The sequence below is a fragment of the Chitinophaga silvisoli genome (genome assembly GCF_003412465.1).
In the GTDB taxonomy this organism is placed as follows: Bacteria; Bacteroidota; Bacteroidia; order Chitinophagales; family Chitinophagaceae; genus Chitinophaga; species Chitinophaga silvisoli.
In genome coordinates this window covers 827,216-843,548 of sequence record NZ_QTJV01000001.1, presented here as the reverse complement: position 1 = coordinate 843,548, position 16,333 = coordinate 827,216, and the positions used below count along the sequence as shown (strand labels likewise).

Annotated in this window: 5 protein-coding genes; all 5 read right to left on the bottom strand. The window is 46.3% G+C overall.

The genetic code is table 11. From position 1 onward, the window contains the following. Positions 1–20: 20 nt before the first annotated feature. From DXN04_RS03405 to DXN04_RS03385, 5 genes are read right to left on the bottom strand one after another with little or no spacing between them, the layout of a single operon-like run. The gene (locus DXN04_RS03405) at positions 21–8,945 is read right to left on the bottom strand and encodes an Ig-like domain-containing protein (RefSeq protein ID WP_116851883.1); all 8,925 of its coding nucleotides are present in this window, start codon (positions 8,943–8,945) and stop codon (positions 21–23) included. A 38-nt stretch (positions 8,946–8,983) separates the two neighbouring features. Then, the gene (locus tag DXN04_RS03400) at positions 8,984–10,264 is read right to left on the bottom strand and encodes a DUF4302 domain-containing protein (protein WP_116851882.1); all 1,281 of its coding nucleotides are present in this window, start codon (positions 10,262–10,264) and stop codon (positions 8,984–8,986) included. Positions 10,265–10,288: 24 nt separating this feature from the next. Further along, positions 10,289–11,200 (bottom strand): zinc-binding metallopeptidase, encoded by a 912-nt coding sequence (locus tag DXN04_RS03395; RefSeq protein WP_116851881.1) that lies wholly within the window; start codon positions 11,198–11,200, stop codon positions 10,289–10,291. 23 nt (positions 11,201–11,223) lie between these two features. Further along, positions 11,224–12,675 (bottom strand): RagB/SusD family nutrient uptake outer membrane protein, encoded by a 1,452-nt coding sequence (locus DXN04_RS03390; protein WP_116851880.1) that lies wholly within the window; start codon positions 12,673–12,675, stop codon positions 11,224–11,226. Between the two features lie 16 nt (positions 12,676–12,691). Next, positions 12,692–16,327 carry a SusC/RagA family TonB-linked outer membrane protein gene (locus DXN04_RS03385; protein ID WP_116851879.1) on the bottom strand — a complete coding sequence of 1,212 codons (3,636 nt, stop codon included), beginning with the start codon at positions 16,325–16,327 and terminating at the stop codon, positions 12,692–12,694. Positions 16,328–16,333: the final 6 nt, after the last annotated feature.

The following is a 16,333-nucleotide window of genomic DNA, read 5'->3' as shown; positions in this document are numbered from 1 at the left end:
GGATAACTATTTTATTAGGCTTACCTGATCAGGTTTACTGAACCCTTACGATCTACCGCACTACCATCAATCAGTTTCAGTTTTACAACATAGATGTATACACCTGAAGGCTGTGCCTTACTCTTGTAGAAACCATCCCAGCCTATTTGCTGGTCATTTGATTCAAACACCTTCTCACCCCACTGGTTGAAGACCATAAAGTGTACTTCACGGATCACAGCACCATATACTTTCAGCACATCGTTCAGGCCATCGCCATTTGGAGAGAATGCATTTGGAATGTAGATACCATCGGTCAGCGTGATGGCTGATACCGGATCGGAGAGCTTGTCTTCACAGCCTTTCACTTTCACGATCAGCGTCACCTCCTGCACAGGCCTCAATCCTGTCACTACATGTTCAGTACCCTGCGGACCAGAAGAAGGATCAGACCAGGTATTACCATTGTCGGTACTTACTTCGTAACCGGTAGCACCAGGTATTGCATTCCATTTGAAGCGGATGGTGTTTACACCGATACTGTCTACTTCTACCACCGGAGCTGTCAGCTGTGGCAGTACGGTCACCTTCGCTGCAGTGCGGGATGTGCTCACACAACCGTTCTTCATCGCTTCTACATAATAGATACCAGGCGTGGTCACCGGATTGATGGTAAAGGTGTTGCCTGTATCCAGCCGTGCACCCCCTGTCCTGGCATTGAACCAGCTATAGGTTACACCGGCTTCCGGATCTTTCACCGTGAAGGTGACAGATGAGTTGTAGCATACAGTAAAGCTGTCGGTTACGAGTTTCGCCGCAGTAGGTTCGTTCGCTACCACTTCTTTCGTAGTATCACCGATACAACCTTCAGAAGTGATGATGTGCAGCTCTTCTACATAGGTACCGGCAGCAGGATATTGCCTGGTCACCTTTTGTGTAGCGGCTGTAGTACCATCTGCGAAATTCCATTTCCAGGTATTGATTGCTGCATTGTTTTCAGTAGTCACACTACCGGTCAGCTCAGCAATGTCAGCCACACAACCAGAGTAATCCACACTGTAATCCACAACTGGTTTCCTGATTACCTTGATGGTGAGCATCACTTCGGAGGTGTTGTCACAGCTTTCAATTTCAGGATGCTGCATCTTCATCGGGATATAATAAGTACCTGGTGAGGTGAACATGTAATCACCTGTCAGATCATATTTATAATAAGTCTTGCCATTGGCTACGATGCTATCCAGTGCTACAGGGTTGGTTTGAGTTACATCACCTGCAGGCAACAGGTTGCTTACCTGGCTCAGTTCCCATGTAATGGACACTGGTTTAATAGGCAGCATGGCCGTGAAGTGGAATGGTGTTCCGGCACAGGTATAATTAGAGCTGGAACCGGTACCATAGTTATTGTTGAAAGAAGTAGTCGCATTCAGGTTTCTTACCAGCGTACCGGCATTGAAACCATAGCTTTCCACACTACCCATACCATAGGTCACTGCAGTAAAGGCAGAATCACTGGTTACGATACACTGTGCAGATGCTGCAGACCATCTCTTCACTACTACAGTATATCCTGGTTTATTAGGATGAGCATAAGTATAGTCGAAGAGGTTACTGTTATCGATCAGCAGAGATGGTAAACCACCTGTTGGAATGATTACCGTGAGGTAATTCACCTCTATCGCCTGCAATACGTTGCGATACAGGCCTACAGTATTAATACCCTGTTCCAGCGGACTGATATAGAACATTTCAGGATCACCCATTGAACCGGTATTCGGACATGCTTCTTCTGATGCCATGTACTGAGCCACCATGATCGGCTGGTTAGATTCCAGGTAATCGGCTGTGTTGCTCTGGTACTGGTAATAGCGGCCATTGATCAAACCTGTCAGCGGCACATTATTCAGTTTCACTACAGTGCTGGTGTCTTTTACCATTACACGGAAGATGTTCGTACTGAGTGTAGCCGCATCATCAGAGCTGGAAGTAGGTGCTGTGAGATAGTGCATACCCCATGCCTGTGACGGGAAGTTTTGCTGGATGGCATTATCACCAGAGCTGCCCAATGAACCGTCACAACCTAACGTAGTGCGGCTGTTACCAGAGAAGACAGCTACAGGATAACATTTACCAGCTGAGTTGGTGATGGATCTCACTTTACTACCAGACAGGTCATATCCTTCCGATCCACTTATAATCGCACCCAGTACCTGGTACACCTGGCCCTTATTCAGGGTGACAGTAAATGGTACCTTGGCTGGTTTCCCCGCCAGTGTAGGCACGGAAGGGGTGATCTCAACTACGGTATTATCATTATCTGCAATGATGTAGAACCAGGAATAAGAAGTATTACTATAGTTCTGGCGGGAGGTCAGCGCATAGTATTCATAGCCGTATGTTCCTACAGGCAACAGCATGGTTGCACCGGAAGAAGCATCGCTATAGATGTGTGCATAGGCTACGATAGGCACGTCACTTTCGATACTGATGCCCTGTTCATAGAGACCTTCGCCTAAGAGACGGGCATCGCTCAATCCTGATTTAGGAATGACATCGGTAGCCAGTACAGAGTTGGCTGCTACCGTATATTCTTTCCTGTAACTGGTACCATGGATCTTCACCACCACATGTGCAGGTTGTTGTGCACTCAGGTACAGCACCATGTTCTGTGAGTTATCCACATTCATATAGTACTGGTGGCCATAGCCCACCCAGAAGCGGGTACCCCTGTTGGAACTATCCGGCAGCGCAGGGAAGTTCGGTACATCAGGCTGACTGCCTTTGAGACCGGTATACCTGTCGAGGTATGATAACTGGTTTTCAGAGATGATCTTGAAGTCAGTATCGATCTTACTGCTGTCATTCACAATCCAGGCTGAGTCATTATTGGTACGGCCCAGGTGAATTGTCTTTTCATCTGCAAATGTACCCTGCCATGAAGGCACATAGTATTGTTTGAAATCGAAATTGCTGTACGCGCCACTTGCATCAATGTCGGTATAGAAGTACATGAATTCCTGTGCAGGATCCAGGTTTGGTGGTTTCATCCCTGAGTAGCGTTTCAGTGTCAGGGAAGTTGGTACTGCACCTGAAGCTGCCCAGGTCACTTTCGCAACGGTATCTGTACCGAACATGAATGTCTGGGTAATACCAGGAGATGGTGCCGCAGGCACCGGTGTTAACAACACCGGATCTACAGCTGGCAGGAACTCATAAGCACCCATATCAGGCACACCTTCTGCCAGGGTTTGCGGACGGTATGCACCGTTTATATCGTGTGCATTGCCTCTTACCTGTACACCACGGCCATGAATCGCCCATACTTCAGGGTTATTCAGATCCGGCAGCAGGTTGTTGTTACCAGCCAGGAATGCAGGTTTGTAAACGATGGAGTGTACATCCTGGTCAGCAGCTGTCACAAAGTCATTCAGCGATGTATAGTTTACACCGGTATTGGAGTTCCTGACCAGGTTTGTACCTGAAGTATACAGTGTATTGTAATCACTATTGTGATAGCCCACACTGGTTACATACATGGCATAACCGCCACCAGTATGAGAGAAGATATTATTTCTGTAGAAGACATTGCTATAACCTGCAGAAGCGTGACCCAGGTAAGCGGCAATGTTGTTGTTGGATGAAGTAGCGGCACTCTGCACAGTATTGTTGTAGTACACGCTATTCGCATCACTGCTGCTGTATAAGCCATAGGAATTGTTACCTGAGGTAGCGATGTTGATCACGTTGTTCACGTTATTCACATAAGTAGAATACTGGTTGTACAGACCGTACATAGAACCGGTATTACCTGTGACAGCAATGATCCTGTTACCATCCATCTGTGCGGTATCTGCCTGCGATGCATCACAGCTGTAGGTATAGATACCGTAGGTAGTGGTAGTGGCATTGCTGATAGTTACAGTGTTGTGATTTGTCTTGAACGCACCATCATCATAGTAATTATAGATCCCGTATGAAGAGCTGGCCAGGGGAGCATTCATCAGCACATTGTTCCGGGTAATCACGATGTGATCTACATAAGAGCTATAGATACCATTTACATATGCACCAGCCACCATGTTGCTGTCTATCACGATAGACGATGCCTGTTCGCTCGATCCTGCACCTGTGAAGTAGATACCACTTGCACCGTTCAGGATGGTATTTCCAACAATTGCATTATTGTTTCCTTTAAAGCTGTTGGCATAGACACCTACCATATTGGTACTGTTGCTGGTAGTAGACGGCATGGTGATGACGTTGGTGAGCAGACTATCATAGGCAGTAGTACCCGCCAGTTCCACCACTCTTCCATAGGTAGAGCCGGTTGCTTTAATGGTAATATTCTTATAAGTCACATAGCTTGCGCTATCCAGTTTCAATACATAATTAGCAGCTGCAGTAGGGGCTTTCGTCAATACTACAGATCCAGGGTCGCCATTCTGACTCCGGAAGGTGACACGGCTGGTATCAGATGCACCTGGGATCTTGTGCATGCGGATCTGTTCTGTGTAGGTACCAGGTACTACATCGAAGATGACCCAGCCTGCGATACCACATTCCAGCGCTGTTACCGCCTGCTGGAAGGAAGTGAAGTTGCGGTTGCCTGTACCTGTAGGATTGATGGTATATAATCCTTTCACAAGCGGAGCATTCATATTCACGAAGGCCACTGTGGAGAATGCACTATCGGTACCGGAGCACACGATCTTACAACGGAAGTAATTGAGCATGCCCAGTTCCATCTTGTACTGAGATACATAGAGAGTATCAGATACATTGATCCATGGACCATTGGCGCTATAAGAAGCCTGCCATTGGTAGGTCATGCGGCCACCCGGTGTATTGTTTGTCAGATCGAGTGCAATCTGCGTACCCATACAGATATTACTGTTTGGTGTTACGACTGCAGTGCCAGGGTTCAATGGAGACACACATGGTACGATGTCTATTTCATAGGCACCGATATCAGGCGTAGTCGTACTCCTTGTTTTGTGCACGATATCGTTGGTAATACCTAATGGGATACCGGTATTATCCAGCGGATAGATCACAGGAGTGAGATTACCATTTGGCGCATCGGCATAGATAGGGTCTATACTGATGGTAGCGGCATCCTGACCGGTAGCAGCCTTCCAGTCTGCCAGGGTGGCCTGGTCGCTGCTGCTGTAACCGATATATTTATTGTTGCCACCACCCGCTACAAAGTAGTCGTTATGGTCAGCAAAGAACTCGGTACCGGTGGATGACAGGTAGACTGCATATTTATAGTTTGCACCGGTGTTATTGATCGTAATGATGTTATTCTTGAAATTAATACCAGTAGTAGTGCTGGACTGATAGTAGCCTCTTGAATAATAAGAAGAGCTACCACCGGTATTATCCAGGGAGATGGTATTGTGGTAGTAATTGATGCCTGGAGAGTTGTAGTTGTAAATAGCATACTGCTCGCCCGCACCAGTGGTTTTGTACATTATATTGTTCGCTACCAGTATTGGTGTATTTACATTGGATGACACACTGCTGAAGTAGATACCATAGAAGTAATTGGTAGAGGTCAATGCACCACCGAATGGATTGGTAAATTTATTTTCCAGTACATTCAGGTTAGTGTTCTCACCATAAGCATACAATCCATAATAGTAACCAACATTGGTACGGGTAGGTCGCTGGATGGTATTACCCTTCAGCAGCGTACCGGAAGTATATTCCAGGTAGAAGCCATAGTAGTAGAAATCCTGCAGTATATTGTTCCTAACAGTCGTATTGTAAACAGGATCACTGTTTCCACCTACTATTGTTATACTGTAGAAACCACCTGTCACGGTATTACTGTCAATCACGTTTCCGGTACAACGGGTAGCACCGTTACTGGTTGCATCATCATCTGCTTCATTGATCACCACACCTGCATAATCGGTATTAAATCCATCAGTTGTATTGGTAATGATGTTACAATGCTTCACAACGTTGCTGTCTGCATGGTCTATGAACTGTACACCGTAACCATAGGAACCCGTACCGGTTGCATCTATGTTCAGACTATCAAAGATGATGTGGTCTGTGTGCTTCAGTTTAATTACCGCACGTTCATCGGTGGTATTGGAACTATAGTGAATAGTATTACCATTACCCAGGAAGGTGATGGTATTGATTGCAGAAGTACCTCTTACAGAATCCAGGCTGAACTGTTCTTCATAAGGTGTACGGCCTGCTACCACGTTGAAAACTACCGGACCTGTGATACCACATTCCAGGGCAGCTTTTACCGCTGCAAAGCTTGGATAGTTGGTCGCACTGGCTGGCAATGTCTTATCTACCGTATAGATATTCGGAGGTAGTGCAGGGTTCACCGTCAGCAATACAGGCGTAGCATAAGCAGTGCTGCCGCTACAGGTTACTGCTGCACGGTAGTACAAGGTAGCCGTAGATACAATTACAGTATCAGGGTAATTGAGTGGCGTACCCAGGTTTGTCCATGGTCCTGTAGCAGTGGTAGAATATTGCCACTGGTAAGTTTGAGTGAGACCATTACTATTGCCGGTAAGACCTAAACCTACATTCGTGCCCACACATACCGGGTTCTTGTTTACAGTAGCAGTACCAGCTACCGGTGGTGCGGTACAAGGATCAGGAGTGAATTCATAGGCACCCATATCAGGCGTAGAAGTACTACGGGCAGCGCTGTTGATATCTGCTACGATGCCTACAGGGAAACCTCTGTCATTCACCGTCTGGCTGCTGGGTGCATAGTTGCCATTGGTGCTGTCCTTGTAGATAGGATTTGCTGCCAGGGAATTGGCATCCTGTGAAGAAGCCGTTTGCCAGTCAGTCAGTGTGGTCCTGTTGGCAGCATAATAACCGGTGAAGGCACTCGTTGCAGCCGGAGCCAGGTAGATATTGTTGTAATTAGATACGATATCACTGGATGTGGTACTGAAGTAGAGACCATGCTTCACGTTCTGTCCACCACGATTAATGGTGATCATGTTATCTCTCAGGTAAATACCTGCCGCCTGGGTAGTCTGGTAGAAACCCCTGGTTACATAAGAGCTGCCTGGGGTAGCAGATCCATCCAGTGAAAGTGTATTGTGATAATAGTATACGTTGTCTGAAGAACTGTTGTAGAAAGCATACACAGAACCACTACCGGTGAGGTTGTAGATCAGGTTATTGCTTACTATGTTTTCCAGCGTATTCAGGGCATCTACACTTGTAAAGTAAATACCGTAGAAAGTGCTGGTGCTGGCGGGGCTACCGCCAAATGGATTCGTGATCCTGTTTGCATTGATGTTTAATTTCGTACTCAGGTTCGTCACATAGATACCGTAGAAATTATCTACAGAAGTACGTGAAGGACGGCTGATGGTATTTTTCTCAAATGTCAGGTTGTAGGATCCAGAAATGTACATACCGTAGTAGTAGAAATCCAGGAGCTTGTTGTTGATAATCTTATTGCCTGCATTGGAGGTCGTAGAGCTGGCTACCAGTGTAATACTGTAATAACCGCCTATGATGGTATTATTGCTGAAAGTGTTATTATCAGAGTTGGTGTCACCACTACCGGTAGCAGAGGTGGCAGAAGCACTCACGACGATACCTGCATAATCACTGGAGGTAGAAGTCGTGTTGATGAGGATTTTACAATTATTGATGGTGTTGTAATCCGCATTATTGAGCAATTGTACACCAAAGCCGTATTGGCTGGAGGAACTGCCTTTGGCCTGAATCACGAGATCATTGAAAGTGATATAATCTGCGCCATTCAGTTTGATCACAGCCCTTTCAGCACTTGCCGTGCTCAGGAAAGCGATCGTATCATTATTCCCGTTGAAGGTAACGGTATTGGTAGCCGATGCACCGGGTACCGGTATCATGATCAGCTGCTCATTGTAAGCAGTAGCAGCATTTGCGGCCACATTGAATACAACGGCTCCGTCAATACCGCATTTGATATAATTGTATGCGTCATTGAAGGAGGCAAAGTTGCCGGCACCGGTAGGCAATGCTTTATTGATAGTGAAGGTACCGTGTACTAAGGACGGACTTGTAACCTGTACGCTCGTAGAGTTCGCCGAACTACTGCTGGCAGTACAGGTAACCACACAACGATAATATGTGGATGCAGTCTGCGTGGTAGTAAGTGATGACAATGTATCATTTGGAATGTTTGTCCAGGTGCTATTGTCAGTAGATTTTTGCCACTGGTATTTAAGACCGGAAGCAACTGTAGTACCGCTGAGAGAAAGTGTAAAGCTTTCGTTCAGACATACGCTGGAAGCACTGCTGGCTGCTGTACCGGCGGTGGGAGTGCCGGTACATGCAGCTGCAGGAGTCCAGTTGAAAATGATATCGGGACGGGTAGTCGATGCGGAGTTCACCTGGTTGGTGCCACAAAGACTGGTACCCGCATCCTGGTAATAGGTATGAGATCCGTTGAACGCAAGACCTGTTGTGTAAGGGAATACGGGATTATGTGTATAGGATGCCGCGCCACCACAAACCTCTATCAGGATGTTGTCCGTACCATTCCAGAAAAATCCGGAAGGAATGGGAAAGGAGTTAATCCCGACCACTGGCAGATAATCCACTGGTCCGAAGAAGTTATTGCCTACAGGCTCATAATATGAATCAGATAGTGAGGCAACAGTAGTACCAACTATCTTGATAGCATATTGTTCTGCTCCGTCTACATCGCTTCCTACGGAGGTGGCATTGAATTTAACAGCATTGATCATACCGGGGCCCATGCCTTTGGCCGTCAATTCTGAAGCTCGATAAAGATATTGGGCCCGGGTAGCCTGATACCAGTCTTGAATAGGACAAGGATAAGTTGTCGTAGAGTTGCTGCCGTTGCCCAGACCGATAGTAATATCAGTCTGTGCACGCAAGCCAATGGCCGGCAGCAACAACAATAACAGGTATAAGACAGCCCCGAGGCGTACAGAAACAGGCTTGGTTCTCATATGGTTCTCTTTTTCTATTATTTAGAGGGGTTAATGGATTAGTATAATTGCCAGCTGATCCAGCTACGGGCATCTTTTACATTCACCATATCATAGGTATTGTAGTCACTGGTCTGCACAAAGTAGTAACCGGTGCTCTCTGTGAACCTGGTGACGATGTTAGATATGGCGGTGGTGCTATAGTCAGGGATCGTATAGAAAGTGCCTCCGTAGGTGAATGTGGTAATCCCGGAAGCGTTGAACTTTGCCTTAAAAGCCGGGCCATAGTAAGAATCCTCCATGAGCCCATTGAAGTCATATCCGCTCTGTCCGAAATTTGGATAATAAAAGAGGTAGGCAAATCCCGGAATGGATGCGAAATTGTAATAATCATCCTGACCGTCTACATGAAAGCCCAAAGGCGTGATGTAGTAGGTCGCCGCATTCAGGGCAGTATTGTACCAGCGGGGGCCGGCAGTACTGTCTACGATATAGGGCTTCTTGTCACTGGTGATGGTAGCTGCTCTGCCATTCACCTTGAGACTCATGACCTGATTGTCTGCAGACCAGGACACATCTTCAAATCCATAAATGGTTTCCCCCGCATCCGTAAATGGTTTATCGAAAGAAACGCCGAGGGGTGTTAAATAATAACCGGCACTGAATTTTACGTTGGCATTTACAATCTTAATGCTTTTAAAGCTCTGGTTAATGTAGATGTCATAATCACCTTTACCGGTGTGCAGCTTTTTAAAATAAGTAAGAAACCGGGAAGAATAGTCGAAGTCCCGGTTCCGTTTTCTATCGTAATAATCCTGTGCCTCTTTGGAGGTAGCTTTGACGAGCACCGCCTTAGTGGCGTGCTGGCGTCCTGTAAGTTTAATAGTATCACCATTGCTGCTCATGCCGTCCAGAATGAACTCAAAATCGGACAGCAGACCGCCGCCATAATAACCGCCGTTGATGCTGGCATCGGGATCGCAGAGTATATGAATGTAACTGTAGGTATCAAATAGTAAACACGGTTGCTGCAGTGCCTTCAGGCGATAGCTGCTTTCACGCATGTTGTTAAGCGTAGATGAGTCCCAGTCGGAATACATCTGCACACGGTTCGCCGTATCGAACTTAAAATAAAAACTAAAAGGTACTGTGGATACAGCCGAGGGATATACAATCCCTTTCCACCCGTATTCGGCGCTGGTAAGCGCATTACTGTAAGTACTAAGTACTTCATTAATCCTGTCATCAGGCGATTGTTTAAATACATTATCATCCTCCTTTTTACAGGCGGCAAATAATAACGCAGTAAGTAAAATATAGAGAGATAAATTTGTTCTCATAATGCATTTAGATTTTGGTGCGCATCAATAAAAAAGTGCGTTAATACTATCTCTGGTTGCTTTCTGCAATGCGTAGAAGTCTACATCGTAAGCGGACTTGTAATAGTTCACCACCATCGCTTCTTTCTGTCTCAGGGCAGCTACTGCCTGTGCCTGGGTGGTACCGTTATCACTGGTTTTGTCCTGCACACTGTTCACGATCCTGTCAAATCCTTCCTTCCCTTCTATCAGCATAGTAGAGATCATTTCTACGAAATCCTCATTTTCACTGCTCATGGCATAGGCGGTCACAAAACCATCCTGGTGCGCATCAGCATCGTAGATATTATTCCAGTTGGCCGTATAAAGCCCTACACTGATCTTTTTGAACTCGGTCGGATACATAATATTCTGGTGGAGGATGTGCCCAAATTCGTGCTCTATTACGTGAAAGATCTGCTTTACATTGGCAGTATCCCGTGGCTGGTAGCCATCCATTCCCTTGGTACGGAATTCATTGAGCAGGTACATCACTACCTTACGGCCACCTTCGGCAGTACCCAGGGTGATGGTACCATTGTCATTCCAGCTGGCACTACCTGATAGGATGAAAAATTTGGGAGAATACTTCTTGAAGAAAAGTTCTCCGGCATATTTTATATAATTATCTATCCATACCTTCATAATTGCCTGCATAGCCGGGATCACCACTTCTTCTTTAGGTGGTACCAGTGTTTTGGTCACATCAAATTCAAACTGGTCCCATTTGTACTTCACCTCTATATTGTAAGGCACGGTGAGGGAATCATGCAGCCATTTGTCTAAAGAACCCTCGACCCAGGTGTCGCCACCCAGGCCGGGGATGTCTTGCACACCACTTAGATCATCGTTTTCTTTTGAACACGCCGCCAGTGCGATCACCAGCAGGAAGAAAAAGAATGCGTTTAACGGTTTCATATATGCGAAATATTTTTTGGTTGTTATCTGGGATTTAAAGCGAGGCCTGCTGTCTGGGCAGACAATGGTATTTGCAATACACGACGGTTATCGTCAGCAGCTACCGTAGTCTTATTACCATAGATATCGTAGTGGGTTACGGTGATGCCATACCGCTGTAGATCGAACCAGCGGTGTCCTTCCTGGATGAATTCTGCTCTCTTGAAATCAAGTATTGTATTCAGCAGGGCGTTCTTACTATTGGAGGTGTTATAGTAAGTCTGGGCTTTGGCAATACTTACATCATGCTTAGTCGCATCGTAGTTTACAATGCGCTTGCTGGCAAAGAGATTCAGATCAGAAAGCACATCGGCGGTATTGCCCAGGTAAAGATTCGCCTCTGCCCTGTTGAACAATACTTCTTCGGTGGTAAACAGTGGCACCATTACATAAGGATCACCAATCGTTGCATTCACAGATGCCTTTACAAAGTATTCAGTCAGCTTTGGTACGAAGTAATCGCGGGTACCATAGTAATATATTGGATAGGTGTAGTTGCCACCGGTCACGTTATCTCCCAGAATGGAAGTTTCTATGTAGTTGTCCATACCGAAGCGGTATTGTGCTACATTCCTGCCGTACACTGACTGGGTCTCTACCAGCAGCAGGTTACATTTTTCAGTAGCCCTGGCATAAGTTTCCCACAGTACAGACGGGGTCATTGTTCTGTAGGTCGTATTCCATGGGCGCATGTAACTGGCCAGGTCGTTATTAGGGAATGTCTTGTTGGCAAACTCCACCACCTTTGCATAATCTTTTTTGAACAGGTAAAACCTGGTAGCAAAGGCATAAGCCGCCGATTTATTGAAGTGGTAATGAGGAACCTGGTATTTTTCATCGTTAATCAGCGGGATGCCGGCCAGTAAATCTCTCTCTATATTGTCATACACTCCGGCAACCGTGCCACGGTTGTATTGCTTGAATACTATTGTCTCAGGCTCCGTTACATAAGGGATACCCGGATCAGTAGCTGCAGTGGCAGGATTATAAAATCTGGAGAAGAAGGTCACCAGCATAAAGTGAGCATAAGCCCTTGCTACCAACGCCTCTCCTTTTTGTGCCTGATACTGGGTGGTATCAGCAGCGTTCTCACAGGCCTTGAGTGCATTGTTACAGGCAGCTATGGCTTTGTAGCATGCTGTCCAGTACCACTCAGGAGAATCTTCTTTGATGTCGTTTACATCATTGAAGAAATATGGATCTTCATTTGTCCTTTCTACAACCCCGGCACCTTTGTCTGTTACATTGTCAGACATCGCTTCACAAAACACGATATAATTGGCCTGCGGATAAGCAGTACCTAATAACTGAGATACCTTTTGCGGTGTATTTAATTCTGTCCAGGTACTATCAGGAGATTGGTCCAGATATTTACTGCAGCTACTCATAGCAAGCAGGCCCAGACTGATCAATGATACCCGTGTAAAATTTTTCATGTTAGTCTTCTTCTTTTTAGAGTCCTACTTTTAATGAAAGTGTGAATTGCTTTTGGATAGGCTGTGCTACACCTCCGGTGTTGAAGAATTCAGGATCCTGTCCTCTCAGCTTACTGTCTGAATAAATCAGCCATGGGTTGATGGCAGCAGCAGTTACGGATACATTGCTAAACCCGCCTTTCCTGATTAGGTGCTGCGGCAGCTGATAAGTGAGGGAAACTGTCTTCAGGCGGATCATATCTCCTTTGGCCACTCTGTCGGTCGAATAGTTATAGTTGTTATATGGGTAAGTGCCGTAGATCACATTTTGCTCCAGCGCATCGAGTATAGAAGGTGTTCTTGTCACGGCCTCGTCTCCAGGCATTACCCAACGGTCATAAAACTCCTTAGGCATCGCGTCCAGATCAGAATACGCTGTTTTGAAAGCAGGGTATAACCTGATCTTGTTGCCCCATTGATAAGTGACAAATACATTCAGGGATAAATTCTTGTAATGGAAAGTATTGGACAGACCACCATTGGCAGGGGGATCTACCGGTCCCTGGTATACGAGGTGAGAGGTATTCAGGTCCTGCAGGTAAACATCGCGGCTTAGCTGACCATCCTGGTTCAGGAAGAGGGGATAACCATTCTTTGGATCCAGCCCTTCGTATTTAATAGAGAACAACCCTCTTACAGGATATCCTTCTTTATTACCTCCCTCAGGCACTACCAGGTCAAAAATGGAAGGGATGTTCTTGGCATTGGTGATCCTGTTGGTATTGTATCCGAAGGTTACATTCGCTTTCCAGCCCCAGTCTTTCCTGCGCACGATATCACCACCTACCAGTATTTCTATACCCTTTGAATTCATATCCGCATAGTTGGCGGCCTTGTACAGTTCACCACCTATACCTGATGTCTTGATCAGGCTGATCAGGTCAAAGCTCTTTTTGGTGTATGCATCTACAGTGAAGTTGAGTCGTCTGTCAAAGAAGGTACCATCCAGTCCGATGTTAGTGGTATACATCTTCTCCCAGGTGAGGTCATCATTCTGCAGGTGCGCAATCTTGATCACAGATTCTACTTCGTCGAGGTGACCACGGTTTGTATTGACGGTCTGGTAAACAATATTGGAGTTGGTAGCGGGTCCCATACTGGCAGTGAGGCCATAGCTGGCGCGCAATGCAAGGTAATCTACCCAGCTGGCTGGTTTCATAAATGCTTCCTTGTCGATGTTCCAGCTACCCGATATACTCCAGGTAGGCAGCCAGCGTGCATTTTTAGAACGACCCAGTTTGTTCGAACCGTCGTAGCGGGTAGTTCCTGTCAGGTTATACTTCTCCTTGAAAGCATAAGTAGCAGTGGCGTAAAATGCTGCAAAGCGGTCATAGTCCTGGCTCATACCATAGTACGGAAAATTGCTTTCGATGGTCTGTTTCAGGATGCGGGGATCTGTGAACGCCACACCACCATTCTCATACTGGTAACCATAACCGGTGTTCGATGAGTTCTGTCTGTCAGCATACTTTACCTGCTGCCCTACCAGTACGTTCAGGTTATGCCTGTCTGCTACATTGAGGGAGTAGTTCAAACTGTTACGGAAATCGTAGTTCACAAGCAGGTCTTCCGTACGGTTGTAGAAACCACCATATGGCAGTACTACCTGTGGCAATGCATCAGGGTTGTCCGGGTCACGGTAGAGGAACTTATTGTTCTCTGCGATAGTAGAGTTACCATTTGCACGGTAAGCATTGGCCATATTACTGTTCTCCGTGATCTGGTGTTCACGTGAGGACTTCACATAGCGCAGTGCACCTACCAGTTCATAGCGAAGGTTCTTCGCGAGCTTCCAGGAGAAGTCTCCCTGCAGGCGAAGGTCCATCATGTTTATTTTGAGGTAATTGTTTTCTACTTCAGTGAGAATGTTGAAGGGTGCAAAGTTTCTTCTGAAGTATTCCCTTTTACCACTTTCGTCAAAGGCAGTCAGCGTACGGCTGGTGTTCAGTGCATAGCTGAATGGATTGATATCAAAGTCGCGGTCGTATTGGCCTTCCACAGGGTTGCTGGTACGGCTCAGGGCACCGGGTGCTTTTTGCTGACGTACGGAGCCTAAGACAGAGAAGCCGGCCGAAACCTTTTCGGACAACTTATAGTTGTTCCGGAAGTTGAGTGTGTACCGGCTTACCCTGTCGGCTACTGTCCAGCCATTATCGTGATAATAGCTGGTGGAGAAATAGGACTGAGACTTGTCTGTACCGGAGGAAATACTGAGGGAGTGCTCCTGGATAAAGCTGGTGCGGAACAGGATGTTGAACCAGTCAGTATTGGCAGAAGCATATCTCAGCAGGAACTGCCGCTTTGCCTCCGGGGTGTTTTCTAAGGGAAAGTTGCCGTTTTCATCTGCATTCAGCTGCTCATACATCTTTCCATAAACCCCGTTATCAGCACGGGAAAGGATATCTGAAGTCAGCGCACCTTTGCGTTCCAGCTCTGCCAGTACTGACATCTGCTGGGCTGAGTTCATGATATTATAATTACCATAGTTGGGTTTCAGCTGTGTGCTGAAGTTGCCGCTGTATACGACATTTGGCTTACCTACCCTACCTTTCTTCGTGGTGATCACTACCACCCCGTTCATTGCACGGGCACCATACAGCGCAGTAGCAGCAGCATCTTTGAGGATATCGAAGCTTTCAATATCGTTGGGGTTCAGACCTGCTACAGAAGACCCCATCAATGTGGTAGGGTCGCCACTGGAGAGCTGATCATTACTGATGTTTACCACATCTTCCAGCACGACCCCGTCTACCACCCACAAAGGTTTGTTGTCACCATTGATAGAGGTAGCACCACGTACACGGATCTTGGGAGCAGAACCAAAAGTGCTGGATACGTTTTGAATAGATACACCGGCTACACGACCTTCCAGCATACGGCTTACATCGGGCATCCCATCTATCTTTGCGTCCTCCATTTTAATACGGGTAGCAGCACCAGAAAACTTATTTTTATCAATGTTTTGAAACCCGGTTACAACTACCTCCTGTAGCTTGGTTGTTTTTTCTTTCAGAAGAACGGTCAACATGTCTCCTTTGAAAGTGGCCATGGCAATCTCTTGGGATTCGTAGCCAGTGAGATTGATGACGAGAACGGCATTAGCCGGAATATTTTTCAGCTCGAACACACCTTTATCATTGGTAGTAGTCCCCCTGGTTGTCCCTTTAATCATTACTGCTACACCTGGCAGTGGTTCGTTGTTAGCGGTGAGCACGACACCTTTAATGTCTTGTGTGCGGAAGGCCACGGCATGGCCTGTGCTGGTTACACTTGAATTAATCTTCTTTTCTGCCTGGCGGATGATGATACGATCATACAATACGGTATACGACAGAGAATAAGGTTTTAATAATCTATTGAGGAGCGTTCCTACCTTCTCATTATGAGCATTCACATCGACCTTGTCGATGGCGGTGACAGAGTTGCCGGCGTATATAAATGATACGTCAGCGAGATTCCCGATCTTGTCCAATGCTTCTTTTAGCAACACATCTTTTAACTCAAGGGATATTTTCTTTTCAAGTGCATCCTGTATACCAAAACCGGAAGCGTGTATGGATAACAGTGACACCAACACGGTTAGTTGAAGGAATAGGGTCGCCTTTTTAAGCATTGGTCA

What these genes read in the sequence shown, in the direction of transcription:
- DXN04_RS03405 (WP_116851883.1), bottom strand. Translation starts at nt 8,945, where the DNA reads ATGAGAACCAAGCCTGTTTCTGTACGCCTCGGGGCTGTCTTATACCTG.
- DXN04_RS03400 (WP_116851882.1), bottom strand. Translation starts at nt 10,264, where the DNA reads ATGAGAACAAATTTATCTCTCTATATTTTACTTACTGCGTTATTATTT.
- DXN04_RS03395 (WP_116851881.1), bottom strand. Translation starts at nt 11,200, where the DNA reads ATGAAACCGTTAAACGCATTCTTTTTCTTCCTGCTGGTGATCGCACTG.
- DXN04_RS03390 (WP_116851880.1), bottom strand. Translation starts at nt 12,675, where the DNA reads ATGAAAAATTTTACACGGGTATCATTGATCAGTCTGGGCCTGCTTGCT.
- DXN04_RS03385 (WP_116851879.1), bottom strand. Translation starts at nt 16,327, where the DNA reads ATGCTTAAAAAGGCGACCCTATTCCTTCAACTAACCGTGTTGGTGTCA.